Origin of the sequence: Bordetella genomosp. 12 (assembly GCF_002261355.1) — a bacterium.
Lineage (GTDB): Bacteria > Pseudomonadota > Gammaproteobacteria > Burkholderiales > Burkholderiaceae_B > Bordetella.
Map to the genome: position 1 here is coordinate 67,863 of NZ_NEVU01000002.1, position 22,263 is coordinate 90,125.

General features: G+C 65.6%; 20 protein-coding genes. 18 read left to right on the forward strand and 2 right to left on the reverse strand.

What is annotated here, in order from left to right:
• Nucleotides 1-98 precede the first annotated feature (98 nt).
• The 12 genes from CAL22_RS05700 (at nt 99) to CAL22_RS05755 (ending at nt 13,946) form a co-directional block, all read left to right on the forward strand.
• Complete coding sequence (locus tag CAL22_RS05700; protein ID WP_094811262.1) at nt 99-1,355, forward strand: D-amino acid dehydrogenase; 1,257 nt, start codon at nt 99-101, stop codon at nt 1,353-1,355.
• Between the two features lie 4 nt (nt 1,356-1,359).
• The gene (locus CAL22_RS05705; RefSeq protein ID WP_094811264.1) at nt 1,360-2,694 is read left to right on the forward strand and encodes an extracellular solute-binding protein; all 1,335 of its coding nucleotides are present in this window, start codon (nt 1,360-1,362) and stop codon (nt 2,692-2,694) included.
• A gap of 153 nt (nt 2,695-2,847) precedes the next feature.
• Nucleotides 2,848-3,606, forward strand: a complete 759-nt coding sequence (locus tag CAL22_RS05710) for a TcpQ domain-containing protein (RefSeq protein ID WP_094811266.1) — start codon at nt 2,848-2,850, stop codon at nt 3,604-3,606.
• Entirely contained in the window at nt 3,603-5,189 is a 1,587-nt protein-coding gene (locus CAL22_RS05715) for a type II secretion system protein GspD (protein WP_094811268.1), read from the forward strand. Before CAL22_RS05710 ends, CAL22_RS05715 begins: the two co-directional genes overlap by 4 nt.
• Entirely contained in the window at nt 5,182-6,306 is a 1,125-nt protein-coding gene (locus CAL22_RS05720; protein ID WP_094811270.1) for a type 4b pilus protein PilO2, read from the forward strand. The genes CAL22_RS05715 and CAL22_RS05720 overlap by 8 nt, the downstream gene beginning before the upstream one ends.
• A complete protein-coding gene (locus tag CAL22_RS05725) occupies nt 6,284-6,748 on the forward strand; it encodes a hypothetical protein (protein ID WP_094811272.1) in 465 nt (154 codons plus the stop codon). Before CAL22_RS05720 ends, CAL22_RS05725 begins: the two co-directional genes overlap by 23 nt.
• Complete coding sequence (locus CAL22_RS05730; protein WP_094811274.1) at nt 6,741-8,276, forward strand: GspE/PulE family protein; 1,536 nt, start codon at nt 6,741-6,743, stop codon at nt 8,274-8,276. Before CAL22_RS05725 ends, CAL22_RS05730 begins: the two co-directional genes overlap by 8 nt.
• Nucleotides 8,269-9,369 carry a pilus assembly protein gene (locus CAL22_RS05735; protein ID WP_094811276.1) on the forward strand — a complete coding sequence of 367 codons (1,101 nt, stop codon included), beginning with the start codon at nt 8,269-8,271 and terminating at the stop codon, nt 9,367-9,369. Before CAL22_RS05730 ends, CAL22_RS05735 begins: the two co-directional genes overlap by 8 nt.
• Before the next feature lie 29 nt (nt 9,370-9,398).
• The gene (locus CAL22_RS05740; RefSeq protein ID WP_094811278.1) at nt 9,399-9,983 is read left to right on the forward strand and encodes a pilin; all 585 of its coding nucleotides are present in this window, start codon (nt 9,399-9,401) and stop codon (nt 9,981-9,983) included.
• Nucleotides 9,980-11,005, forward strand: coding sequence for a PulJ/GspJ family protein (locus CAL22_RS05745; RefSeq protein ID WP_094811280.1), 1,026 nt, complete (start codon nt 9,980-9,982; stop codon nt 11,003-11,005). Before CAL22_RS05740 ends, CAL22_RS05745 begins: the two co-directional genes overlap by 4 nt.
• Nucleotides 11,006-11,086: 81 nt before the next feature.
• Nucleotides 11,087-13,708 (forward strand): alanine--tRNA ligase, encoded by a 2,622-nt coding sequence (gene alaS / locus CAL22_RS05750; protein WP_094811282.1) that lies wholly within the window; start codon nt 11,087-11,089, stop codon nt 13,706-13,708.
• The gene (locus CAL22_RS05755) at nt 13,695-13,946 is read left to right on the forward strand and encodes a sulfurtransferase TusA family protein (protein ID WP_094811284.1); all 252 of its coding nucleotides are present in this window, start codon (nt 13,695-13,697) and stop codon (nt 13,944-13,946) included. Before alaS ends, CAL22_RS05755 begins: the two co-directional genes overlap by 14 nt.
• 63 nt (nt 13,947-14,009) lie before the next feature.
• Here the strand turns inward: CAL22_RS05755 and CAL22_RS05760 are convergent, their stop codons facing one another.
• Nucleotides 14,010-14,618: a hypothetical protein gene (locus tag CAL22_RS05760; RefSeq protein ID WP_094811286.1), complete on the reverse strand. Its 609-nt coding sequence runs from the start codon at nt 14,616-14,618 to the stop codon at nt 14,010-14,012.
• Between the two features lie 311 nt (nt 14,619-14,929).
• On the opposite strand from CAL22_RS05760, the gene rpsP reads away from it, so the two are divergent.
• The 3 genes from rpsP (at nt 14,930) to trmD (ending at nt 16,892) form a co-directional block, all read left to right on the forward strand.
• Nucleotides 14,930-15,190, forward strand: coding sequence for a 30S ribosomal protein S16 (rpsP, locus tag CAL22_RS05765; RefSeq protein WP_094811289.1), 261 nt, complete (start codon nt 14,930-14,932; stop codon nt 15,188-15,190).
• Between the two features lie 296 nt (nt 15,191-15,486).
• A complete protein-coding gene (gene rimM / locus CAL22_RS05770; protein ID WP_094813459.1) occupies nt 15,487-16,080 on the forward strand; it encodes a ribosome maturation factor RimM in 594 nt (197 codons plus the stop codon).
• Nucleotides 16,080-16,892: a tRNA (guanosine(37)-N1)-methyltransferase TrmD gene (trmD, locus tag CAL22_RS05775; protein ID WP_094811291.1), complete on the forward strand. Its 813-nt coding sequence runs from the start codon at nt 16,080-16,082 to the stop codon at nt 16,890-16,892. The genes rimM and trmD overlap by 1 nt, the downstream gene beginning before the upstream one ends.
• 71 nt (nt 16,893-16,963) lie before the next feature.
• Here trmD and CAL22_RS05780 read toward each other — a convergent pair whose 3' ends face one another.
• Nucleotides 16,964-19,843 carry a valine--tRNA ligase gene (locus tag CAL22_RS05780; RefSeq protein WP_094811293.1) on the reverse strand — a complete coding sequence of 960 codons (2,880 nt, stop codon included), beginning with the start codon at nt 19,841-19,843 and terminating at the stop codon, nt 16,964-16,966.
• A 319-nt stretch (nt 19,844-20,162) separates the two neighbouring features.
• Between CAL22_RS05780 and ndk the strand changes: the two genes are divergently transcribed.
• Genes ndk through CAL22_RS05795 form a run of 3 tightly spaced genes read left to right on the forward strand, consistent with a single transcriptional unit; the run spans nt 20,163 to nt 22,251 of the window.
• Complete coding sequence (gene ndk, locus CAL22_RS05785; RefSeq protein WP_094811295.1) at nt 20,163-20,588, forward strand: nucleoside-diphosphate kinase; 426 nt, start codon at nt 20,163-20,165, stop codon at nt 20,586-20,588.
• Between the two features lie 29 nt (nt 20,589-20,617).
• The gene (gene rlmN / locus CAL22_RS05790) at nt 20,618-21,766 is read left to right on the forward strand and encodes a 23S rRNA (adenine(2503)-C(2))-methyltransferase RlmN (protein ID WP_094811297.1); all 1,149 of its coding nucleotides are present in this window, start codon (nt 20,618-20,620) and stop codon (nt 21,764-21,766) included.
• A complete protein-coding gene (locus CAL22_RS05795; RefSeq protein ID WP_094811299.1) occupies nt 21,763-22,251 on the forward strand; it encodes a helix-turn-helix domain-containing protein in 489 nt (162 codons plus the stop codon). Before rlmN ends, CAL22_RS05795 begins: the two co-directional genes overlap by 4 nt.
• Nucleotides 22,252-22,263 lie beyond the last annotated feature (12 nt).

Below are 22,263 nucleotides of genomic sequence, written 5' to 3' on the forward strand. Positions count from 1 at the left end.
GGCGGCGAGAGTAAACTGCCCGACCAGTATCGAAGCTGGATCCTGACCGGCGGCCTCCGTGCCGGCGATGGGTTGGGACGCACAGGAGTGAATGGCGCATGAAAGTAGCGGTTTTGGGCAGCGGCATCATCGGAATTTCAAGCGCCTGGTGGCTCAGGCAGGCTGGCCATGACGTCGTGGTCGTCGACCGCTCCACCGGGCCTGCCCAGGAGACCAGCCTGGCCAACGGCTCACAGATCTCGGTTTCCTATGCCGAGCCCTGGGCCAATCCCCAGGCGCCGCTCAAGCTGCTCAAATGGATGTTCAAGGACGATGCGCCGCTGCTGTTCCGGCCGCAACTGGACTGGCGGCAGTGGATGTGGGGGCTGGCTTTCCTGCGCGAATGCCTGCCCTCGCGTCTGGCGCCCAATATCCGGGCCATGGTGCGGATGGCGGAGTACAGCCGCTCGACGCTGCAGGGCATGCGCGCCGAGCTGGGCATCCAGTATGACCACCTCGAGCGTGGCATCCTTAATTTCTATCGCGATCCGCACGAGTTCGAAACGTCACAACGTGCCGCTGGCCTGATGCGCGATTTCGGCGTCGAGCGCCGCGTGGTCAATGCCGACGAAGTGATTGCCATTGAGCCGGCGCTGGCGCCGCAGCGGGCCAATATCGTCGGTGGCGATTACACGCCCGAAGATGAAAGCGGTGACGTGCATTTGTTCACCGTGGGTCTGGCGCAGCGCTGCGCGGCAGCCGGCGTCGAGTTTCTCTACAGCACGCGGGTGACGCGCTTGTTGAGTGAAGGCGGGCAGGTCCTGGGCGTGGAAATCATCCATCCCGACGGGCGCTATGGCCGGGTGGATGCCGATGCCTACGTCGTGGCCATGGGCAGCTATAGCCCGCAATTGGTACGACCCTTAGGGGTTCCTTGCAATGTGTATCCCGCCAAGGGATATTCGGCGACTTATCCTATACTGAATCCGGCCGCTGCTCCGATGGTCAGTCTGACGGATAGCAGCCACAAAGTTGTTTTTTCGCGCCTGGGCAATCGCCTGCGCATGGCCGGCACCGCTGAGCTTTCCGGATATTCCCGCGAGCTCAACTCCAACCGCTGTGCCGCGCTGACCACCCTGGCGCGTGAGCTTTTCCCTGATGCCCTCGATTTCCAGGGTGTCAGTTATTGGTCGGGTCTGCGTCCGTCGACTCCATCGAATGTGCCACTCATCGGCCGTACCCGCATTGCCAATCTGTATTTGAATACCGGACACGGCACGCTGGGATGGACGATGGGGGTGGGTTCGGGCCGGGCCCTGGCCGATCTGTTGAGTGGACGCCGGCCGGAGCCGGAATTTCCTTTTCTTGGTCTATGAACCTATGAAGAAACTGCAATTTACGGGCGTAGCCCGTGCCATGACCGCCAGCCGGCGCGCATGGGTGTTTGGTTTGGCCATGGCGGCCGCAGGCGTGGCGCATGCCGACGCTGTCCAGATCCAGGTCTGGCATACGCTGTCGGGCGCCAACAAGGCCGAGTTCGAGAAACTCGCCAAGCAATACAACAAAGAACAGAACGAGGTGGAGGTCAAGCTGCGCGACTTCCCCTCGCAAGCGGCCCTGCAACAGGAAACCACCGCTGCGCTCAAGGCCAAGAAAGGCCCCAATCTGATCCAGTTGGCCGACAACCACTCGCCGGAAGTCGTGGCCGAGCACAAGTCCATCCTGCCGATGTACCAATTGCTGGCCAAGTACCCGGTCAAGGACCTGAACTGGTTCCTGCCGAACACGTCCAGCTTCACGCGTGACGCCAAAGGCCGCCTGCTGGCCTTCCCCTGGATGGCCGAAGTGCCGGTGATGTTCTACAACACGGCCCTCTACAAAAAGGCCGGCCTGAATCCGAACCAGCCGGCCCATACCTGGACGGCCTTGCAGGGCGAACTGCTCAAGCTGCGCGATGTGGCCGACATTGATTGCCCCTACGCCTCCAGCAACCAAGTGCTGGTGCACCTGGAAAACCTGGCGCCGATGAACAATCAGCTCTATGCCAGCAACAGCAACGGCCTGGCAGCCGCCAAGCAGGCGCCGGCCATGCAGTTCGACACGCTGTACATGCGGCACATCGCGCTGATGGTGAGCTGGAAGCGTTCCCTGCTGTTGACCGCCTACACCAACGACAACAAGCCTGACGCGCAGTTCGCCAAGGGCGAATGCGGCGTGCTGACGGCCGGATCGTCGGCGTTCGGCACGTTCAACAACACGCGCGGTCTGTCCTTTGGCGTGGCGCCGCTGCCCTACTATGACCAGGTCACCCAGACGGCGGGCCGCCCCTTCGTGAGCGGTTCTGCACTGTGGGCGCTGGAGGGCAATCCGGCCTCGCAGGAAAAGGCCACGGCGCAATTCCTGGCTTGGCTGTCCAAGCCTGTGGTGGCGGCCGAATGGCATCAGCGCACCGGGTATCTGCCGCTGACCGAAGCGGCCTTCCGGGCCTCCGACGTCTCGTTCTATGACAAGATTCCGGGCGCCCAGCAACTCGTGGCGGCGCTGCGTGCCCAGCAGGTTGCTCCGCAGGCCCGCGGGTTCCGCATCGCCAATTACGATCGCATCGAAAACGTGCTCAACACGCAGTTGACCGATGCGCTCGACGGCAAGACGCCGCCCATGGCTGCGCTGAACAACGCAGTCGGCCAGGCGCGTAACCTCGCCGCGCAGCGTTAAACCGCGCTGGCAGGTCCAACCGCCTCGGTATCGAGGCGGTTTTTTTTCGTCCCCGGTCCGTGCGTCGTGGCTTTGTCCTTGCGTATATGCCGTTCTGGCGGCGGCCCGTGCGTTTGCTCATCATGATTCTGTTCACTCATACAGAGTCATGGGATGCGCGGTTTTATTTCCTTTCTTGCGTTGTTGCTGCTGGGCGGTTGCCAGTCCGCGGCGCCCACAGTCTGGCAGGTCGCGCCAGCGGCCTTCGATTTCGGCTGGCAACTGAGCGGCGACGCTGAGGTCGCGCCGCTGCAGGTTTTCGCGAGTCCGGACGAGGTCTGGCTGCAATTCGCGCCGCAGCAGGCCTTGCCCGCCGTGTTCGGGCAGGGGCCGGCGGGCGAGCAGCCTTTGCCGATGCTGCGCCGTGAGCCCTATGTGGTCGTGCCGGGCCGCTGGCAGACGCTGATCATGCGGGGCGGGCATCGCCTCGCCTACGCGCGCAGGGCGGCCGTGGATGAGCCCGGCCTGCCTCAGCCGGAACCTTTGCCCGGGTCCGAGCCCGAGCCCGAGCCTGAGCCCGCAACGCCATCTGGCGGCACGCCCGCCGTGTCGCCAGCCGGCCCAATCGGGCCCGCCGTCCGCGCGCCGGCTTTTGTTGCGGGCCCGCCCGACGCCACGTTGCGCGCCGTGCTGGCGCGTTGGGCGAGTCAGGCCGGGTGGACCTTCTCGGCCGAGCATTGGGCCCTGAATGTCGATATCCCTCTGCAGGGTCAGGCGCAGTTCGATGGCGGCTTTAAGGAGGCCGTGCGCGAATTGCTGCGTGCCACGGAGCTCTCTGACCGGCCCGTGCAGCCTTGCTTCTATGCCAACCAGGTGTTGCGCGTCGTGCCGCTGGCGCAGGCCTGCGACCGCAGCCGCGGAGCTGCAACATGACGGCCCTGATCCCTCGTCTGCCCGCACTCCTGCTTTGCCTGGCCCTCGGTGGCTGCGCCTTGCAGGCGCAATGGCAACACCTGCGCGATATGCTGGGGCGCTCTCGCGAAGAGGTCGAGGCGTTGCATGCGGCTCAGGCCCGCGCCACGGATGCCGAGGCGGCGCGCAGCGCCCGCGAAGCCGCGCAAGACGTCGGCAAACCCTGGCTGGCCGGTCCGGCCCAGGCGCTGGCCCGCGAGGTGGCGTTGCCCGCGCCGCTGCGTGCCCGGGTCGACACCACGCTGATTTTCGCTGGCCGTGCCGGGCTGACCGTGATCGCCGAACGCTTGCAGCGCGCCACCGGCATCGCGGTGCGCGTGCTGCCCGAGGCCCTGTTGCCCGCCGAGCTCTTTCTGCCACGTCTGGCCGAGAAGGCGGCCCTGGCGATACCGGCGTTGGCTGAGGTCGAGCTGCACGAGGGGCCCCGGCCGCTGGCAGACATCCTCGATACGCTGGCGGCGCGCCTGCTGGTGTGGTGGCGCTATCACGATGGCGCCATCGAGTTCTATCGCAGCCAGACCCGGGCTTTCGATTTGCGCATGCTGCCGCTGGAGGCCCGGTCCCAGGCACAGCTGGGGCGTCGCGCCGACGAAGCCGAGGGCTTTGATAATGCCATTCAGGCCAGCGTCACCGTCCATCTGCCAACCCCCGCGCAGCGGGTCCGCACCCAGATCGAACCCTTTCTGTCGCGCGCTGGCGTGGCGGTGCTGGCCGATGAGGGGGGCACCCTGGTCGTGACCGACACCCCGGCGGTCCTGGCGCGCGTGGAGGCCTTCATCGCGCAGCAGAACACGCGGGCAAGCCGGCGCGTGCGCCTGCTCTTCGAAGAAATCACCCTGGTGATGCACAACAGCGCCGAGGGTGCCATCGATTGGCGCCTCCTGCACGCCAGCGCGCGTGCGGCATTGGAGGGCGTGTTTCCGGCCGCCGCGCGCACGCTCGCCCCGGGGCTGTCAGCCAAGGCGCCACAGGGGGCATGGGGCGGCTCCAAAGCACTGCTGAGCGCGTTGGCCCAGTTCGGGGCGATCCGCCACCATCGATCGATTCCTCTGCTCACGCTCAACCGCCGGCCGGTGACCTATGCCGTGCACAGCACCTTCTCCTATGTCGATCAGGTGCAGGGGCTGCAAACGGGCACGGGCAGCACCGAGCTGCCCGCCTTATCCGTCAATCAAAAGCGCGTCACTGTGGGAACCTTCCTGACGTTGCTGCCAGATGCCCAGGACGACGGCAGCATCCTGCTGTCCATCGGATACGACAACACGGCCGCCCAGCCGCTCAAGACTCTGGCCTTCGGCGACGACAGCCGGCCCTTGCAAGTGCAGCAGCTCAATCTGGATGGCAATGGCAGCGTGCAGCAGGTCAGGGTGCGTCCGGGGCATCCTGTCCTGCTTTCGGGTTTCGATCGCAGCGTGGACAGCTTCGATCGCCAGCGCCTGACGCCCGATGCCCCCTTGCTGGCGGGCGGGCGAGACCAGGCGCGTCAGGAGCGTCTGCTCACGGTCATCGTGCTGAGCGCCCAATTGGAGGAGGCCGATGGCTGATCTCTGCTTGCGGCCAGCCGGCGCTCACGGGCAGTGGGTGCATGGTTTGTCCTGGTTCGCTGTGGTGGGCAGCCATGCGCAGGCCCTGGCCCGCTTGCGGGCCCGGCAGATGCGCGCCAGTCATTACGTGCTGGGCGGAGAACGCGCCATGACAGCAGGCTGCGCGCGTCTGGCAGGCCGCGGGCCGCGCTACTCGGCGGCGCAGCAGGTTGCCTCTCACTGTGCGCCGGAATGCCATGCTGCGATCGTCCCGCTGGGCCAGGCCTATTGGTTGGTCGCGGTCCAGGATGGCGCGGTGCTGGTGGGGGGCGATCAGATGTTCGCCGACGCGGACCAGGCCCAGGCCGCGTTGCAGGCCTTGGGAGTTCCGGCAGCCGGGGCGCCCGAGGTCGTGATGCAGGCCTTGCAGTCAACGCCATTGCCCGGCAGCCGCCTGCGCGTCCTGCCGCCCCGATTGGGCGTCTGGATGGCGGCCTTGCTCGCGCCGCTGGCCTGCCTGCTGCTGTGGCGGGCCTTGGCCGCCGCGCCGTCTCTGCCTGGGGCCGTCCCCGCGCAACCCACGCAGGCTTACGTGGCCCCGCCGCCACTTTGTCTGGGTCACGTGCTAGAGGGCTTGCATCGCCTGCCCATGGTCGTGGCCGGGTGGCGGCTATCCGCCGCACAGTGCCTGCCGCAACAGCAATGGCATTGCCAGGCGCGCTATCAGCCGGCGTCGGCGCAGGCTTTGAGTGCGGATTTTGAGCGCCGGGTCGGCCGTGCATGGCGGGTGGACTTTCCGGGTCTGGACGAGGCGGTGCTGCACTGGACGACAGACGGCGTCTGCCGCGCTGATGCCCAACCGCTGGATAGGCGTTGGATGCAGGCGCTGCAACCCTGGCGTAAGGCCTTTACCGACATCCGGCTGGGCCCATGGACCTCCACACCGCAGGGTGACACCCGCTCCTTATCCGTGAGCGGGCCGCTGCGATCTTTTTCCTTGCTTCGATGGGAGGTGTTGCCCGCGCACTGGAGCGGCCTGCGTCTGCAGGTCGATCCGAAGCAGTCTTCCGATGCCCGGCACAGTCCCTTGGTCTTGCACCTTGATGGAGGTATCCATGCCGATCAAACCCAACCCTGATGCATGGCGGCGTTTCCGGCGGCAGGTACGCCTGCTTACGCTGCTGGGGCTACTGCTCCTGCCCGCAGCGCATGGCGCGGACGAAGCCATGCTGGAGCAGAGTGTGCGGCAATGGTTGCAGCAGGAAGTGGCCGCTCATGCCCCTGTCTCCGGGGCGTCGGCCGCCGCCGCTGACGCGGCAAGCGCAGACGCCAAGAGCGCCGGCGCGCCCTTGGCGCTGCGGGCGATTTACGGCGTGGGGGCGCGGCTCACGGCCGAGTTTCAGCTCGCGGGCGCCGTTTGGGTCGCGCGCCCGGATGCGCCGCGCCTGCGCGGGCCGAGTGCCGGGGACGCGGGGTCCGCCACCCTGGTCCAGGTCCGGGCTCCCTGCGTCCGCCTGCGGCAGCCGACCGGGGCCATGGCCGAAGCCTGCATCGTGCCGGAGGCCGCCACGCATGACTGAATCCGTTCAGCCTCTGCATGCGTTGGCGCAACTGCAGCCGCCCTTGCTGCGGGTGCTCGACGCCGAGTTCCACTTGGGCGGCCTGAGAGGGCATATTTGCCCGGTTCTGCTGACAAGCGGGGAGGTGGCGGTATTGGCCCAGGCGCGCTATGTGCGGGGCGCCTGGATGGACGAAATCCTCCGGCAGGTGGCAGGCAGAGGCTACGCCCTGGCCCGGCCCGCCTGCTATCAGGTGGACGCCGCCTTGCTGCTGGATCTGTTGCGTCCGCTCAGCGCCGAGGGCGGCCGGAGGCCTGCCGAGCGCCACCCGGCGGGCCAGGGCGGCAGGCCGACGCTGGCTTTGCTCTTCGAAGACATCGTTCGCGCCGGGCTGAGCGCGGGCGCGAGCGATATCCATCTCAATGTGCTGGGCGCGGACCGGGCTGAGGTGCGCTACAGCATTGACGGGCGATACGTTGCCTTGCCCGACGTGCGGCCGCTCACGCGGGCGACGATGCTGGACATGCTGGCGGTGGTCTGGATGGATGTCATGGGGGGCAATGGCGCGGTGTTCGATCCGCTGGCCGAACAACAGGGGCGGATTCTGTGTCGCCTCGATGGTCAGGAGTGGGCGCTGCGCTGGGCGTCGCTGGCGACCGACAATGGGCCCTCCGTATGTTTGCGGATCCTGCGCCGCGAAAGCCTCGCGGGCAGCCGTCTGCGCGACCTCGGTTTCGACACAGCCCAAGCGCGCCTGTTGCGGCAGGCTTGCGCCCGCGAGGGTGGGGCCGTCGTCGTGGCCGGACGCGTAGGGTCCGGCAAATCCACCACGCTGGCCACGTTGTTGCGCGGCCTGTCTGCGACGCGAAAAATCATCACGCTGGAAGATCCGGTCGAAACCCGCATCGGCGATGCGTTGCAGAACACGGTGGGGCGCGGTCTGGACGCCGATCACGACGGCGTCTTCGACGCCAAGCTCAAGACCCTCAAACGCAGCGCCATGCATGACGTCTACCTCGGCGAAGTCCGCGATCGCGAAACCGGGCGGGCGTTCATGGATCTTGCCGGCTCCGGCGTCAGTGTTTACACCACCGTGCACGCGGGGTCGGCACCGGCGATTCCCGCGCGCCTGGCTTCCGACTTCATCGGCATCCCGGCAGACTTCCTGCGGCTGCGCGGCATTCTCAAAGTGATGGTCTATCAGGAGTTGCTGCCTCGTCCTTGTCCGCATTGCGCCCAGGGCGCCGAGGCGCTGCTCAGGGGGCCGCAGGCGCGGGCCTGGGCGCCTATCCTGGAAGCCTTGCCAGAGGCGCGTTGGCGTGTGCGCCGACCGTTGGGCTGCGGGCATTGCTCGCGCGGGCCGCGCTTGTTGCGCGGTTATCTCGGGCGCAGCGTGGCCGCCGAGGTGATGGCGGGCCCGGAGGCCGCCGTGACACCGTGGGCCGATGTGCTCAAAGCGAAGGTGCTGCGCGGAGAGCTCGACCCCCGGTATTGGGCTGCCCAGGCGGGCGGGCCGCAGGCGCTCGCGCGGGAGGTGGCGCGTGCGTGAGTCCTGGTGGCTGTTGCGTGCGGATGCCTGGCGATTTCAGCGCGCGCGCGCCGACTACTACGCCTACCTGAGTGCCTTGCTACGGGCCAGCGACGGCCGGCTCGCCTTACGCGATGTCTTCGCCAATGACGCGGCCCGCTACGGGACACGGCACTGGCGCGGCCGGCTGGCGCTGCGCTGGGCCAAGGCCAGCGGCACCTATGGCGGCAACCTCGCGGCCTTGTGGGCCGGCGTGGCGCCGGCCCAAGACTGCTTGATGCTGGCCACGGCGCAAGCGGCGGGCAGCGCCGCATTGGCGCAAGGTCTGCACGATCTGGCCCAGGCGTGCCGGCTGGCCGAGGCCGCGCGCAAACAGCTCACCGCCAGTCTGTGGGCCGCGGGGCTGGCGCTGGCCGTGCTGGTGGGCACGCTGTGGGCCGTGCCCTTGTTCACCGTACCCCATCTGGCGCAGGTATTCGGCGACCTGCCGGCGCAATATCACGGCCCGCAGACGCGTGCGCTGTTCCGATTCGCCGCGCACGTGGTCTGGCTTGGCCCGCTGGCCGCCCTGGCCGCCTCGGGCGGGCTCGGGGTCGGGGTGTGGTCCATGGGGCATTGGCGGGGGCGGTGGCGCAAATACTGCGATGCCATCGGCCCCTGGCGTCTTTATCGCGACGCGCAGGCCATCCGCTTTCTGAGCCTGCTCGAAGTGCTGATACGCGATGGCGCGGCCATGGACGCACGCCTGCGCTTGGCGTTGAACACCTTGCGGCAGTACGCCGTGCCGTGGCTGGCCGCGCATATCACGCAGATGTTGGCGCGTGTCGAGTCCGGCCAGGTGGGCGCCGCCACCTTCGATACCGGGCTTCTCGACAAAGAGCTGTGGTGGTTCATGAGCGACATGATGGCCGCCCATGGCATCGAGGCCGGGCTGTCGCGCGCGCGCCTGCGGGTGGAGCAGGCCTGGCTGCCGCGCCTGGCTGCGCAGGCGGTGTTCTGGCGTTGGGTGCTGTTGCTGGCCGCCGTTGTCGCCATGCTGGCGCTGGTCTTCTGGCATTACGGGGTCATCGACGAGCTGCGGCGAGGCCTGATGCATTTTTATTCCGCGCATTGATGTTCTTACACTTACTGGGAGGTAGCTTCATGCTTGATATCTTGCGACGCCGCCGGTCGCGCCAACTCGGTTTTTCCCTGATCGAGATTTCGGTGGTCGCGGCGATTCTGCTCATCGTGGCTGTGATCGGCGTGCCCGCCATTCAGGGCTATGTGGTCGAGAGCCGCGTGCCGCAACTGGCCGAGGCCCTGCAGCGCTTTGTGGTGCGCGTCCGCATCGCCGGCACCGGCGTATCGGCGCCTTATGCCGGCTTGGATACCGCGATGCTGGCCGACGCCATGCGTGAGGCCGGCGTGGTGGCCGTCAGCGGGCAGGGGGCGGCTGCATCGGTGCGGCATGGTCTGGGCGACGGCTCGATCAGCCTGACCAGCGCTGCGCGCCCGGGCCAGCCGCCGGGCTCGGCCTTCACGCTGACGCTGGATCGCGTGCATGCCGCCGCCTGCCCGGGCCTGGCCGCGGCCCTGCAGGGTCTGGCCTCACGCGTGAGCCTGCAGGGCAAGGGCGCGGCGGTGGAAGTCAAAAACGCGGATGCGACGCCGGCCGTGGCCTATGACGGGCTGCGAGCGGCGGCGCAGTGCGCGGCGCAGAACACCTTTGCGTTTACGTTTCCATGAGGCGCCGGCAAGGTGGCTTCGCGCTGCTCGAACTGGTGGTGGCCATGAGTATCGGCCTGCTGCTGGCTGTCTTTGCGGCCGGGCGCTGGGCGCGCGAGACCGACGAGCTGGCCGCGCGCGCCAGCGGGCAGTGGATGGAGCAGGTTCGTCAGGCGCTGGCGCAGGCGCTCGCGCGAGATCTCGGCGGTTGGACGGGCCGCTCGTCGCAGGAGGCCACCTTTGCCGATCCCTTGGCGCCAACGCTGGCCGAGCTGACGCGGCAGGGGCTGTTGCCGCCAGGTTTCCCGGAACGATCACCGCTAGGCTTCGGCGTGAGGCTGCTTGTGCTGCCCGCTGCCGATTGCCCGGCCGTGGCGTGCCGCGTGGACGGGCTGGTCCTGGCCGACCAGGCGTTACGCACGCGCTCGGGCCAGGTCGACCTGATGCGGCTGGGCGCTTTGCTGCAGCCCCTGGGCGCGGCGGGGGGGTATGCCCGGCCGTCTTTGCAGGGAGCGCAGTTCCGCTATCCGAACCCGCCGCGCGAGGGGATGCCTGCCTTGCCGGCGGGCACGCCGGTGGGCTGGGCCGGTTCGCACGGCGGCCTGGACCCGCGCTATGTCAGAGTGGGCGATGACCGCGATCCGCGCCTGCGTTCAGGGCTGACCGTGGCCGGGTCGATTCAGGCCGGGGCCCGTTTGAGCGCGGGCGAATACCTATTCGCGGGCGCCCGGCGCGTGCTGGGCGACGCCTGCGGCGCGCATGAAACGGGCGCGCTGGCTCAGGGCGACCAGGGCGAGCTGCTCCAATGCCATCGCGGCCGCTGGCGGCCAGGCGAAGGCAGTTTCGGTGGGGCCTACGGGTACAACAATCGCACCCGCTGCGCCCTGCACACCGGGCAATCCATGATCAACCCCTTGTCGGGCAGCTGCAGCTGCCCGCCCGGCTTCAAGGCCGTGGCGGTGTCGTACGGCGGCAAATGGACGGAAACCGAGGGCTGGACCACCGGCTTCGTATGCGTACGCGGCAGCAGGGGCGGGCCATGAGGCGGTCTTTGGGGGCTTTTCTGGCAAGGGCGCGCCTACCCTCTATAATCAAAGATTCGCCCAAATCCCGATTCATCCACGATGAAATCCTCCGAGATTCGCCAGAAGTTCCTGCAATTCTTCCAGTCCAAGGGACACACCATAGTGCCGTCCTCGTCGCTGGTCCCGGGTAACGACCCCACGCTGCTCTTCACCAATTCTGGGATGGTGCAGTTCAAGGATGTCTTTACCGGCAAGGAAAAGCGCCCCTATTCCCGTGCCACCTCGTCGCAGCGCAGCGTGCGCGCCGGAGGCAAGCATAACGACCTGGAAAATGTCGGCTATACGGCCCGGCATCACACCTTTTTCGAGATGCTGGGTAATTTCAGCTTCGGCGATTACTTCAAGCAGGACGCCATCCGCTACGCCTGGGAGCTGCTGACCACGGTCTACAAGCTGCCGGTGGAAAAGCTCTGGGTGACCGTTTACCAGGAAGACGACGAGGCCTACGACATCTGGGCCAAGGAAGTCGGCGTGCCGGCCGAGCGCATCATCCGCATCGGCGACAACAAGGGCGCGCGCTACGCGTCGGATAATTTCTGGCAGATGGGCGACACCGGTCCCTGCGGTCCGTGTACGGAAATTTTCTACGACCACGGTGCCGATATCTGGGGCGGCCCCCCGGGCTCGCCCGAGGAAGACGGCGATCGCTACATCGAGATCTGGAACCTCGTGTTCATGCAGTTCGAGCGCGACGCGGCCGGTAATATGACCCGTCTGCCCAAGCCCTGCGTGGATACCGGCATGGGGCTGGAGCGCATTGCCGCCGTGCTGCAGGGCGTGCACTCCAACTACGAAATCGATCTGTTCCAGAAGCTGATCGCCGCGGCGGCCCGCGAAACCGGCATCAAGGATCTTGAGGACAACTCGCTGAAGGTCATTGCCGACCACATCCGCGCTTGCTCTTTCCTGATCGTCGATGGCGTCATTCCGAGCAACGAAGGGCGGGGCTATGTCCTGCGCCGCATCGTCCGCCGTGCGCTGCGCCATGGCTACAAGCTGGGCCAGACCAAACCCTTCTTCTATCGTCTGGTGCCCGACCTCGTGGCCGAGATGGGCGAGGCCTATCCCGAGCTGGCCAAGACGGCCGAGCGCGTGGCCCAGGTGCTCAAACAGGAAGAAGAACGCTTTGGCGAAACGCTCGAGCATGGCATGAAGATTCTGGACGTCGCGCTGGCTCAGGTGCCCAAGGGCGGCAAGCTCGATGGCAATACGCTCTTCATGCTGTATGACACCTATGGTTTCCCGGTCGATCTGACGGCTGATATCTGCCGTGAGCGCGAAGTCGAGATCGACATGCCGGGCTTCGAGTCCGCCATGGAGCGTCAGCGTGACCAGGCGCGCGCGGCAGGCAAGTTCAAGATGGCCGAAGGCCTGAGCTACGAGGGCGCCCAAACCCGCTTCGAAGGCTATGAGCAGCTCGAACTGAGCGACGTCAAAGTCACGGCCCTCTACGTGGATGGCACGCAGGTCGAAACCGTACAGGCTGGCCAGCAGGCCGTCGTCGTGCTCGATGCGACGCCGTTCTACGCCGAGTCGGGTGGCCAGGTGGGAGACACCGGTCTGCTGCAGGCCGATGGCTTGCGCTTCGCGGTGGCGGACACGCTGAAGATCCAGGCCGGCGTGTTTGGTCATCATGGCACCCTCGAAGAGGGTACGCTCAAAGTGGGCGCGACCCTGCTGGCCCGCGTCGATGCGGTGCGCCGCGGCCGCACCGTGCGCAATCACTCGGCCACGCACTTGATGCACAAGGCCTTGCGCGAGGTGCTGGGTTCGCACGTTCAGCAACGCGGCTCCCTGGTCGACCCCGACAAGACCCGCTTCGACTTTGCGCACGATGCGCCCATGACGGGGGAGCAGATTGCCCGCGTCGAAGCCATCGTCAATGCCGAAGTGCTGGCCAACCAGCCTGCCCAGGCTCGCGTCATGGCCTATGACGACGCCGTCAAGGGCGGCGCCATGGCCTTGTTCGGCGAAAAGTACGGTGACACCGTGCGCGTGCTGGATATTGGCTTTTCGCGCGAACTGTGCGGCGGCACGCATGTGAGCCGCACCGGCGATATCGGCTTGTTCAAGATCGTCTCCGAAGGCGGCGTTGCCGCCGGCGTGCGCCGCGTCGAGGCCATCACGGGCGACAATGCCCTGGTCTGGGTGCAGGAGCAAAATGCGCTGCTGCAGCGCGCTGCTGGGGTGCTGCGTGCACCGTCGGCCGAACTGCCCGAACGCATCGCCCAGGTGCAGGAGCAGGTCAAGGCGCTCGAAAAAGAGCTCGAGCAGGCCCGCTCCAAGCTGGCTGCCAGCGCGGGCAATGACCTGGCGGACAAGGGCACGGTCGAGATCAAGGGTGTCAAGGTGCTCGCCGCGACGATCGCCGATGTCGATCCCAAGGCGTTGCGTGGCATGGTCGACAACCTGAAGGACAAGCTCAAGTCGGCCGTTGTGCTGCTCGCTGCAAGTGCCGATGGCAAGATCAGCCTGGTTGCCGGCGTGACGGCCGATCTGACCGGCAAGGTCAAGGCCGGCGACCTGGTGGGTTTTGTTGCAGCCCAGGTCGGTGGCAAGGGCGGTGGCCGCCCTGACATGGCCATGGGTGGCGGCACGGATGCGTCGGCGTTGCCGGCTGCGGTGTCCAGCGTGCAGGGCTGGGTCGATGAGCGGCTCTGATACCGCCTTGCCGGCTGTCGAGCTCGAAGTCGATGCCAGCGGGTTGAGCTGCCCGCTGCCGATTCTGCGCGCCAAGAAAGCCTTGGCCCAGTTGGCCAGCGGGCAGGTCTTGCGGGTCATCACGACCGACCCCAAGGCCGAGCGCGACTTTCAGGCCTTCTGCCAGCAAAGCGGCAACGCCCTGTTGGCGCAGCACGCGCAGTCGGGTCGTATCGAGCACTATCTGCGGCGGCGCTGAGCCCGGCGCGGCTGGCAAAACAACAAAGGCAGCCCCTGGGCTGCCTTTGCTGCGTTGGGGCGCTCAGTGTTTTTTCGCTGGCGCAACGACTGCGCCGGCCAGAGCCCGGGTGAAGGTGAAGTCCACCAGGTCGCCTTCTTTCAAGTGGGCGAGCGTTTTGATGGCCTGAGGATCATGCACCACGACCGTCTGCCGGCTGCCGTCCGGGCCTTGCAGAATCACGGTGTTGTTGTTGCGGCCGATGTGCCAGATCTCCGCCGTGACGGTGGTCTGCACGCCGGCGCCGCCCTGCGGGCGTTTGCCCAGCGTGGGGCGCGTCGTGGCCGATTCCGTGCGCACTTCCGGCGCGCCGGTGCCCTTGGGCCTTACCGAGATGTTCAGTGACTCGTAATAGCTCAGTTGCACCACATCGCCGACCTTGATGCGATCGAAATTTCGCACCTGAGGGCCTGCCTGCAGCATGACGGACTCTCCATTGGGATCGGTGACGGTCAGCATGCGGGTCGATGGATCGATCGCTGTCACCTTTCCTGCGGCGCGGACCAGGGTGGCGTCGACGACGCGGGCCTGAGCCGGCACGGGAAGAAGCGGGGTGGTGATGGCCAGCGCTGCAGCCAGGGCGGCAATCGCCTGTGCGCGGGTAGTCAGGGCAAGCAACTTTTGGACTTTCATGGCCAAGATCTCCTAGCGAGATGCGGCAATGAGCCGAGAGGGTGTATGCTTCGCCTTGCCGAGCTGGTGCGTAGCGCCGGCTCGTTGCACAACCGGCCATAGTCGCATGGGTCGGTCCAGGTCTTGCGATCCTTGCGCTTCGCGACCCTGTCTGATTGTGCCGCTTCAGCATACGCCGGGCCGGTCATTCTGGGAGCACATCACCCCCGCCGGCACCCGCGGTGTCGGTAAAAAACGGCAGGCTATTTGCCAGGGGCTGCGTTTGGATGCTAGAATTTCCCGTTTTTCACATCTAATTCAAGGGATTACCTATGGTGGTGATTCGTTTGGCCCGTGGCGGCTCGAAGAAGCGTCCGTTTTACAATCTGGTTGCAACTGACTCGCGCAATCGCCGCGACGGCCGTTTCGTCGAGCGTGTGGGTTTTTACAACCCCGTCGGCGCTGATGGCTCGGAAAACCTGCGCATTGCGCTGGATCGCGTCAAGTACTGGACCGACAACGGCGCTCAGCTTTCGCCCGCTGTCGAGCGTCTGGTCAAGGACTACGCGGCCAAGGTTTCGGCTGCTGCCTAAACCGGGTTTGGCTTGTCGGCGCTAAGCGCCTGGGCAGGTCATGATCCGGCAGGATGGGCATTGCTGCCGATCCGCTGATGCTTAAAGCACTGGCAGTTGCCTGGATGCGGGCAGAGGGCTTGTCCTTCGACGCCGCATCGTGCGCGTGGCCTTCTCGAGGCTGATGCTGCTTCAGTGCTGTGGACTCTGCCACGCCTTGTGCGTGGCTTTGTCTTCTGTGCCGTTTGCGTACGTGCGCCGCGCCTTGCCGTCGGGCAGGGCGCTTGGGCGTGACTTTTGATTTCTGGGATCTGTTCATGTCCAAACATGCGGACACGCTGCCTGACGACCTGGTCGAGCTCGGCCGCGTGGTATCGGCTTATGGGGTCAAGGGCTGGATCAAAGTCCAGCCGCACTCCGCTCAGGCCGATGTATTGCGTGCCGTTGCCCGCTGGTGGCTGGTCGCCCCGGGGCCTGCGGGCCGCGGCAATGCGGCAGCGCGAGCCCATGCGGTGCAGCACTGCCGGGTCCATGGGGCCAGCGCCGTCGCCCAGCTCGAAGGCATCGCCGATCGTGATCAGGCCGAGGCGCTCAAGGGCAGTTCGGTCTGGGTGTCGCGCTCGGCCTTTCCCAAGGCGGCCGAAGATGAGTACTACTGGGTTGACCTGATAGGCTGCGCGTTCTATAGCAGCGCCGACGGGCAGGCCCGCCGCCTGGGTGTGGTCGAAGAGGTGCTCGAAAACGCCGCTCACGCGATCTTGCGCGTGGTTTGCCAGACGGAAGATGGGCAGCCTTTGCTCGACGCCAAGGGCCGCGCGCGGGAGATGCTGGTGCCTTTCGTGCGCGCGCATGTACAGGCGGTGGATCTCGAAGCGCGCCGCATCGATAGCGATTGGCCGCTGGAAGACTGATGCGTATCGACGTCATCACCCTGTTTCCCGAGATGTTCGGGGTGGTGCGCGATCTGGGGGTCACGGGGCGGGCGCATGCGCAGGGCTTGTGGTCCTTGCACGCCTGGAATCCGCGGGACTTCACGACCGATGTGCACCGCACGGTGGACGATCGTCCCTATGGGGGCGGCCCCGGCATGGTCATGATGGCCGCGCCCCTCGAGGCCGCGGTCAACGCCGCGCAGGCGCAGCGCCAGCAGCAGGGACTGGGCGCCGCGCCCGTGGTCCTGCTGTCTCCCGTGGGGCAGCGTTATGATCAGAGCGCCGCACAGGGCGTTGCCGAGGGTAGCGGGCTCATTCTCATCTGTGGTCGCTACGAAGGGCTGGATCAGCGCTTTATCGATCGCTGCGTCACACACGAAATCTCTTTGGGTGATTTTGTGCTCTCGGGCGGCGAGATCGCCGCGCTGGCGGTGATAGACGCGGCCGTGCGTTTGCTGCCGGGCGCGCTGGGCGATGGCGACTCGGCCTTGCAGGACTCATTCAACGATAGTTTGTCCGGCTTGCTGGACAGCCCGCACTACACCCGCCCGGAAACGTATGAAGGGCAGGCTGTACCGGCGGAACTGATGAGCGGGCACCATGCGCGCATCGCACGCTGGCGGCGCGACCAATCCTTGCGCCTGACGCTGGCGCGCCGGCCGGAGCTCATCGCCCAGGCGCGTGCCCAAGGGTGGCTGGATCATGCCGACGAGTGCCAATTGGCGTTGCTGCAGGGCCTGGAACCTCCTCCCGATCCGCGCAAGCGTCGCCGGCGCAAATCTGCCGGCTGATGCCGGGCTTGGCCAAAAAAAATCCCCGCCTGCGAATGCACACACAGGCGGGGATTTTTTCATGGGCAGGTTCAGTTGCCCAGCTTGCTGCGCTGGTCACGCACCTTGATCAGTGTTTCGTTGAACTGAGCCACGCGGGCTTTCTCCTGCTCCACCACGGCAGCCGGAGCGCGTTCGACGAAGCTGGGGTTGCCCAGTTTGCCATTGGCCTTGGCGATCTCTCCCTCGAGGCGGGCGATCTCCTTGTCCAGGCGCGCGCGTTCGGCGACAACGTCCACTTCGACGTGCAGCATGAGACGTGCTTGGCCCACGACCTGCACCGGTGCACCGGCATCCGGCAGGGTGTCGGCCACGTCGACCTGGCTCAGCTTGGCCAGCGCGGCCAGATAGGGGGCATTGCGGCGCAGCAGGGCGGCATCGCCTTGGGCGATGAGCGGCACGCGCTGAGCTGGTGACAGCCCCATTTCGCCACGCAGCGCGCGCACGGCTTCGATTTGCGCCTTCAGTTCTGCGACCTCGGCTTCGGCGGCGGCATCCACCGCGTCGGGATTGGCGCGCGGATAGGGTTGCACGCTGACGCTGGCGGTCTGGCCGGCGGTCCGTTTGCCGGCCACCACCGACACCTTCTGCCACAGCTCTTCCGTGATGAAGGGGATGATGGGGTGGGCCAGACGCAGGACGACTTCCAGCACACGGATCAGCGTGCGGCGCGTGCCAAGCTGTTGAGCGGGGCTGCCCTGCTGGATCTGAACCTTGGCCAGCTCCAGGTACCAATCGCAATACTCGTCCCACACGTAGCGATACAGGGCATTGGCGATATTGTCGAAACGGTAGTCGCTGAAGCCGCGCGCGATCTCGGCTTCCAGCGTCTGCAACTGGCTGACGATCCAGAGGTCCGCGAAGGACAATTCGCCCTGCTCGGCGCCATGCAGGTCATGTCCTTCCGTGTTCATCAGCACAAAGCGCGTGGCATTCCACAGCTTGTTGCAGAAGTTGCGGTAGCCTTCGCAGCGCTTGAGGTCGAAGTTGATGTTGCGGCCCAGCGTCGCATAGGCAGCCATGGTGAAGCGCAGCGCATCCGTACCGAAGGCGGGGATGCCATCGGGGAATTGGCGGCGCGTGGCTTTTTCGATGCTGCCGGCCTGCTTGGGGTTCATCAGGCCGTAAGTGCGCTTGCCGACCAGCTGCTCGAGGTCGATGCCGTCGATCAGGTCGACCGGATCCAGGGTGTTGCCCTTGGATTTGCTCATCTTCTGGCCGTCGGCATCGCGGATCAGGCCGTGCACGTAAACATGCTTGAAGGGGATGCTGCCGGTCATGTGCATGGTGAGCATCACCATGCGCGCGACCCAGAAAAAGATGATGTCAAAGCCCGTGACCAGCACGCTGGACGGCAGGTAGCGCGCCAGGTCCTCGGTCTTTTCGGGCCAGCCCAGGGTGGTGAAGGGCACCAGCCCGGAGGAGAACCAGGTGTCCAGCACGTCGGGGTCGCGCGTGAGCGGGCCGCTCACGCCCGCCTCGCGGGCCTGCGCCAGGGCCTCTTCCTCGGAGTGCGCCACAAAGCAGCGGCCATCCTCGGCGTACCAGGCCGGGATCTGGTGGCCCCACCACAGTTGGCGCGAGATGCACCAGTCCTGGATGTTGTTGAGCCACTGGTTGTAGATGGTGGTCCAGTTCTCGGGGTAGAACTGGATGCTGCCATCGGCCACGGCCTGCAATGCCACCTCGGTGATGCTCTTGCCCGGGTTGAAGGTACCTTCGGGCGCCGGCTCGCTCATGGCGACGAACCACTGGTCCGTGAGCATGGGTTCCAGCACGACGCCGGTGCGATCGCCCTTGGGCTGCATCATCTTGTGCGGCTCGACCTTGACCAGATAGCCCTTTTCCTCGAGCTCGGCGACCACGGCCTTGCGCGCTTCATAGCGTTCCAGGCCCTGGAACTGCTTGGGGCCGTTTTCGTTGATGTGGGCGTCGAGCGTGAAAATGACGATCAGCGGCAGATGATGCCGCAGCGCGCAGGCGTAGTCATTGAAGTCGTGCGCGCCGGTGATCTTCACGCAGCCCGTGCCGAACTCAGGATCGACGAAGTCGTCGGCGATGATGGGAATGTTGCGGTCGCACAGCGGCAGTTCGACTTGCTTGCCGACCAGGTGCTGGTAGCGCGGATCTTCCGGGTGCACGCACAGCGCGCCGTCGGCGAGCATGGTTTCCGGGCGCGTGGTGGCAATGGTCATGCCGCGCAGCGTGACCGTGTTGCCGTCCTTGTCGGTAATGGTTTGCGGGCCGTCGACGAAGGGGTAGAGGATATGCCACATGTGGCCGTCGGTTTCCTCGGATTGGACTTCGAGGTCCGAGACGGCGGTCAGCAGTTTGGGGTCCCAGTTGACCAGGCGCTTGCCGCGGTAGATCAGGCCCTGGCGATAGAGCTCGACGAACGTCTGCACCACGCCGCGCGACATGCGGTCGTCCATCGTGAAGTATTCGCGCGGCCAATCGGCCGAGGCGCCCAGCCGGCGCACCTGGCTGGTGATCGTGTTGCCGGACTGCTCTTTCCATTCCCAGACCTTCTCGACGAAGCGTTCGCGGCCCAGGTCGTGGCGCGAGAGCTTCTGGGCATCGAGCTGGCGTTCGACCACGATCTGCGTGGCGATGCCGGCGTGATCGGTGCCGGGAATGAAGACCGTGTCATCGCCCGACATGCGGTGGTAGCGGATCAGGCCATCCATGATGGTCTGATTGAAGGCGTGGCCCATGTGCAGCGTGCCGGTCACGTTGGGCGGGGGAAACTGGATGCAGTAAGGCTGGGGGTCGGTCCCTGTTTCTACGTGGCGGCCGGCCTGGAAGTAGCCGCGCCGGTTCCATTCGTCATACCAGCGTGATTCGATGTCGTTGGGCTCGAAGCTCTTGGAGAGCTCCGCAGTATCGTTTTTGGGGTCGGCAGCTTGGGTCATTACGGGGTTCCGGCAGACAGAGGGCCAGCAAAAGCAGGCCAGGCAAACCACGGATTTTAAGATGTAATAGGTTCTTGTCGCCGTGCTAGAATGCCGGGTTACTGTAAACCTTTTAGAAGTCCCTGTTTTTATTGGAGAAATCTGACTGGTTGGCAGTGCCGAATCCGGGTTTTGACGAGTTCGGGCGCGTGATTGCGTCCTTGTCTGCGCAAAACAGCCAGGCGCAAGAGATGCAGCGAAGCCATTCGCGGAACGCTTTGTCCGGACTCGCGTCAAATTCCCTCAGCATAAAACTGTCTCTGCAGACTTTGGAGTTTCCATGTCGATTCAACGCACCCTCTCGATCATCAAGCCTGATGCCGTCGCCAAGAACGTCATCGGCCAGATCGTTGCCCGCTTCGAGCAGGCCGGCCTGACGGTCATCGCCGCTCGCTTGCAACAACTGTCGCGCGCCGACGCCGAGCGTTTCTACGCCGTGCACAAAGAGCGCCCCTTCTTCAAGGACCTGGTTGACTTCATGGTCTCCGGCCCGGTGTTCGTGCAGGTTCTCGAAGGCGAGAACGCCATCCAGACCAACCGCGACCTGATGGGCGCCACCGATCCCAAGAAGGCTGCCCCCGGCACCATCCGCGCCGACTTCGCCGACAGCATCGACGCCAACGCCGTGCACGGTTCGGACGCTCCGGAAACCGCCGCCGTGGAAGTCGCGTTCTTCTTCCCCGAGATCAACATTCACAGCCGTTGATCCTCGATAGCTGCTCTACTTTGTAAGTCATGGATAACGTCGAAACGATCAATCTGCTGGGCATGGATGCCAAGGCACTGGCCGACCTGGTTGGTCAGTGGGGTGGCAAGCCTTTTCGCGCCCGTCAGTTGCAGCGCTGGATCCATCAGCGCGGCGTAGATTCTTTCGACGCCATGAGCGATCTTGCGCGCGAGTTTCGCGCGCAACTCGCGCAGCATTGCGTCATCGAGGCGCTGCCGGTCAATATCGAGCAGCGCTCGACCGACGGCACGCGCAAATGGCTGTTCGACGTCGGGCAGGGCAACGCCATCGAGACCGTGTTCATCCCCGAGGATGATCGCGGTACGCTGTGCATTTCCAGCCAGGCGGGCTGCGTGGTCAATTGCCGGTTCTGTTCGACCGGACACCAGGGCTTTAACCGCAATCTGCAAACCAGCGAGATCATTGGTCAGCTCTGGTGGGCCAAGCGCGTGCTCGAAGCCGACATCGGCAGCGCGCGGCTGGCTCAGGCCAGCGGCGAGGACACCCGCGTCATCAGCAATGTGGTCATGATGGGCATGGGCGAGCCCTTGCTCAATTACGACCAGGTGCTGCCGGCGCTGCGCATGATGCTCGATGACAATGGCTACGGCTTGTCGCGCCGCCGCGTGACCGTCTCGACCTCGGGCGTGGTGCCCATGATGGACCGCCTGTCGCAGGATTGCCCGGTGGCGCTGGCCGTGTCGCTGCATGCGCCCAATGACGCCTTGCGCGACGAACTGGTCCCGCTGAACAAGAAATATCCTCTGAATGAACTGCTGGCCGCCTGCGAGCGATATCTCGCCCACGCGCCGCGTGATTTCATCACTTTCGAATACTGCATGCTGGACGGCATCAACGATACCGACCAGCACGCCAAGGAATTGATCCAGCTCGCTCGCCAGGTGCGTTGCAAGCTGAATCTCATTCCTTTCAATCCTTTCCCAGCGTCCGGCTTGAAACGCTCGCCGGCGCCGCGAGTAAAGGTGTTCGCCCAGCGCCTGATGGACGCGGGCATCATCACCACCGTGCGCAAGACGCGGGGCGACGACATCGACGCCGCCTGTGGTCAATTGGCCGGCGAAGTCAAAGATCGCACCCGCATCACTGAACGCAACGCCGCCGCCCGTTCCATTCCCATCAGACAGGTGCATGCATGACGCAGGATCTCGCTTCGGCTGTTCAACCCTCTGCGGCAGCGCCCGCGCAAGGCGGCAGCGTTGGGGCGGCCCTGCAAGGTCTGCGGCAAGCCAAGGGTTGGTCGCTCGAAGAAGTCTCCAGCCGCATCAAATTCTCCACCCGCCAGCTCGAAGCCCTGGAGGCCGAGCGTTGGGATGAGCTGCCAACCGGCGTTTCGTTGCGCGGCCTGATCCGCAATTACGCCCGCTTGCTGGGCGCCGATCCCACCGCCATCGTCGATTTGCTCGACGGGCAAGTGCGTGCGCCGGCCCCCGCCAGCCTGGGTGCGAGCCGCTCCTTGCATGGCAATGGCCTGGCCGTCGATGAAGAACGCACGGCCAGTTCCTGGGGATGGATCGTCGTCATCATCGCCTTGCTGGCGGTCGGGGTGGCGTATGCGTTCTGGCAAGGATGGTTGCCGCAGCACTGGCTGCCCTCCCAATGGTTCTCCAAGTCGAGCCAGTAACTCCGGACCAAC

Excerpts from the sequence above, each read along its gene's own strand:
- alaS (WP_094811282.1), top strand. The coding sequence starts at position 11,087 with ATGAAATCCTCCGAGATTCGCCAGAAGTTCCTGCAATTCTTCCAGTCC.
- CAL22_RS05725 (WP_094811272.1), top strand. The coding sequence starts at position 6,284 with ATGCCGATCAAACCCAACCCTGATGCATGGCGGCGTTTCCGGCGGCAG.
- rpsP (WP_094811289.1), top strand. The coding sequence starts at position 14,930 with ATGGTGGTGATTCGTTTGGCCCGTGGCGGCTCGAAGAAGCGTCCGTTT.
- CAL22_RS05715 (WP_094811268.1), top strand. The coding sequence starts at position 3,603 with ATGACGGCCCTGATCCCTCGTCTGCCCGCACTCCTGCTTTGCCTGGCC.
- CAL22_RS05755 (WP_094811284.1), top strand. The coding sequence starts at position 13,695 with ATGAGCGGCTCTGATACCGCCTTGCCGGCTGTCGAGCTCGAAGTCGAT.
- CAL22_RS05780 (WP_094811293.1), bottom strand. The coding sequence starts at position 19,843 with ATGACCCAAGCTGCCGACCCCAAAAACGATACTGCGGAGCTCTCCAAG.
- CAL22_RS05700 (WP_094811262.1), top strand. The coding sequence starts at position 99 with ATGAAAGTAGCGGTTTTGGGCAGCGGCATCATCGGAATTTCAAGCGCC.
- CAL22_RS05710 (WP_094811266.1), top strand. The coding sequence starts at position 2,848 with ATGCGCGGTTTTATTTCCTTTCTTGCGTTGTTGCTGCTGGGCGGTTGC.
- rlmN (WP_094811297.1), top strand. The coding sequence starts at position 20,618 with ATGGATAACGTCGAAACGATCAATCTGCTGGGCATGGATGCCAAGGCA.
- CAL22_RS05740 (WP_094811278.1), top strand. The coding sequence starts at position 9,399 with ATGCTTGATATCTTGCGACGCCGCCGGTCGCGCCAACTCGGTTTTTCC.
- CAL22_RS05730 (WP_094811274.1), top strand. The coding sequence starts at position 6,741 with ATGACTGAATCCGTTCAGCCTCTGCATGCGTTGGCGCAACTGCAGCCG.
- CAL22_RS05745 (WP_094811280.1), top strand. The coding sequence starts at position 9,980 with ATGAGGCGCCGGCAAGGTGGCTTCGCGCTGCTCGAACTGGTGGTGGCC.
- CAL22_RS05720 (WP_094811270.1), top strand. The coding sequence starts at position 5,182 with ATGGCTGATCTCTGCTTGCGGCCAGCCGGCGCTCACGGGCAGTGGGTG.
- trmD (WP_094811291.1), top strand. The coding sequence starts at position 16,080 with ATGCGTATCGACGTCATCACCCTGTTTCCCGAGATGTTCGGGGTGGTG.
- CAL22_RS05760 (WP_094811286.1), bottom strand. The coding sequence starts at position 14,618 with ATGAAAGTCCAAAAGTTGCTTGCCCTGACTACCCGCGCACAGGCGATT.
- CAL22_RS05795 (WP_094811299.1), top strand. The coding sequence starts at position 21,763 with ATGACGCAGGATCTCGCTTCGGCTGTTCAACCCTCTGCGGCAGCGCCC.
- CAL22_RS05705 (WP_094811264.1), top strand. The coding sequence starts at position 1,360 with ATGAAGAAACTGCAATTTACGGGCGTAGCCCGTGCCATGACCGCCAGC.
- ndk (WP_094811295.1), top strand. The coding sequence starts at position 20,163 with ATGTCGATTCAACGCACCCTCTCGATCATCAAGCCTGATGCCGTCGCC.
- rimM (WP_094813459.1), top strand. The coding sequence starts at position 15,487 with ATGTCCAAACATGCGGACACGCTGCCTGACGACCTGGTCGAGCTCGGC.